At 62.1% G+C, this 1,634-nt stretch carries 2 protein-coding genes and 1 pseudogene; all 3 read left to right on the top strand.

Annotated features, from left to right (window positions below; genetic code table 11):
- A pseudogene (locus CO666_RS33340) lies at nt 1-181 on the top strand (sugar ABC transporter permease); the annotation flags it as partial.
- Nucleotides 178-1,149, top strand: coding sequence for a carbohydrate ABC transporter permease (locus CO666_RS33335; protein ID WP_097616193.1), 972 nt, complete (start codon nt 178-180; stop codon nt 1,147-1,149). The pseudogene CO666_RS33340 and the gene CO666_RS33335, both read left to right, overlap by 4 nt.
- A gap of 3 nt (nt 1,150-1,152) precedes the next feature.
- On the top strand, nt 1,153-1,634 hold a 482-nt coding region (locus CO666_RS33330; protein ID WP_143540432.1), incomplete at its 3' end, for an ABC transporter ATP-binding protein.

The raw sequence follows: 1,634 nt of genomic DNA, 5'->3' as shown, positions 1-1,634 counted from the left end.
GGCGCTGACCTCGGGCGGGCCGGGCGGCTCGGCCTGGCTGCCGTCGAACTTCATGTATGAATATACCTTCAAGCGCAACGAGATGGCCGTCGGCTCGGCCAGCGCCATCATCATGCTGATGACCATCTCGGCGATCATCGTGCCCTATCTCTATTCTGAACTGAAGGAGAAGGCGCGATGAGCAGCCTCACCTCTGCGATCGGCACGTCCTCATCGGCAGCGGCAGCCGAAGCTATCGAGCGCGGCAGCAACGCCCGCTGGATCGGCCGCCTGGTCATCTACGGCCTGCTGGTGATCTTCGCCATCCTCTACCTGATGCCGCTCTTCGTCATGCTGACGACCTCGTTCAAGACGATGGACGAGATCCAGGGCGGCAACATGCTGGCGCTGCCGCAGGCGCCGACCTTCGATCCCTGGGTGAAGGCCTGGGGCGAGGCCTGCGTCGGGCTGACCTGCGCCGGCATCAAGGGCTACTTCTGGAACTCGATCAAGATGGTGGTGCCGGCAGTGGCGATCTCCACCATCTTAGGCGCGCTCAACGGTTATATCCTGACCAAATGGCGCTTTCCCGGCCATACGCTGGTGTTCGGGCTGATGCTGTTTGCCTGCTTCATCCCGTTCCAGTCGGTGCTGCTGCCGATGGCGACGATCCTCGGCTCGCTCGGCCGCTTCGGGGTGACGCTGCAGAATGCCACGGGCTGGAACTTCGGCTTCGGCAATTCCACCGTCAATCTGGTCTTCGTCCATGTCGTCTATGGCTTGGGCTTCACGACGCTGTTCTTCCGCAATTTCTACGAGGCCTTCCCGACCGAGCTGGTGCGCGCCGCCCAGGTCGATGGCGCCAGCTTCTTCCAGATCTTCCGCCGCATCATGCTGCCGAACTCGCTGCCGATCATCGTCGTCACCGTCATCTACCAGTTCACCAATATCTGGAACGACTTCCTGTTTGCCTCTGCCTATGCCGGCACCGGCGACTCCATGCCGATGACGGTGGCGCTCAACAATGTCGTCAACACCTCGACCGGGGTGGTCGAATACAATGTCAACATGGCGGCGGCGATGATCGCGGCCGTTCCGACGCTCATCGTCTATATCCTCGCCGGCCGCTACTTCGTGCGTGGCCTGATGGCGGGCGCTGTCAAAGGGTAATCCATGGCCTTCCTCGAAATCTCCGGTCTTAAAAAACGCTTCGGCGCCGTCGACATTCTCAAGGGCATCGACCTCGAACTCGACAAGGGCGGCTTCCTGGTGCTGGTCGGCCCGTCCGGCTGCGGCAAGTCGACCCTGCTCAACACCATTGCCGGGCTGGAGACGATCACGTCTGGCGATATCAAGATCGACGGGCGCGACATCAGCGGTCTGCATCCGTCCAAGCGCGACATCGCCATGGTGTTCCAGTCCTATGCGCTCTATCCGAACATGACGGTGGCGGGCAACATCGCCTTCGGCATGGAGATCCGCGGCGTGCCCAGGGAGGAACGGGAAAAGGCGATCAAACAGGTCTCCGACATGCTGCAGATCGGTCATCTCCTCGACCGCAAGCCGAGCCAGCTGTCCGGCGGCCAGCGCCAGCGTGTCGCCATGGGCCGAGCCCTGGTGCGCAATCCGCAGGTCTTCCTGTTCGACGAACCGCT

Origin of the sequence: Rhizobium chutanense, assembly GCF_002531935.1 — a bacterium.
GTDB classification, from domain to species: Bacteria; Pseudomonadota; Alphaproteobacteria; order Rhizobiales; family Rhizobiaceae; genus Rhizobium; species Rhizobium chutanense.
Note: the sequence above shows the minus strand (reverse complement) of the source record. Positions and strands in the feature narration are given on the sequence as shown.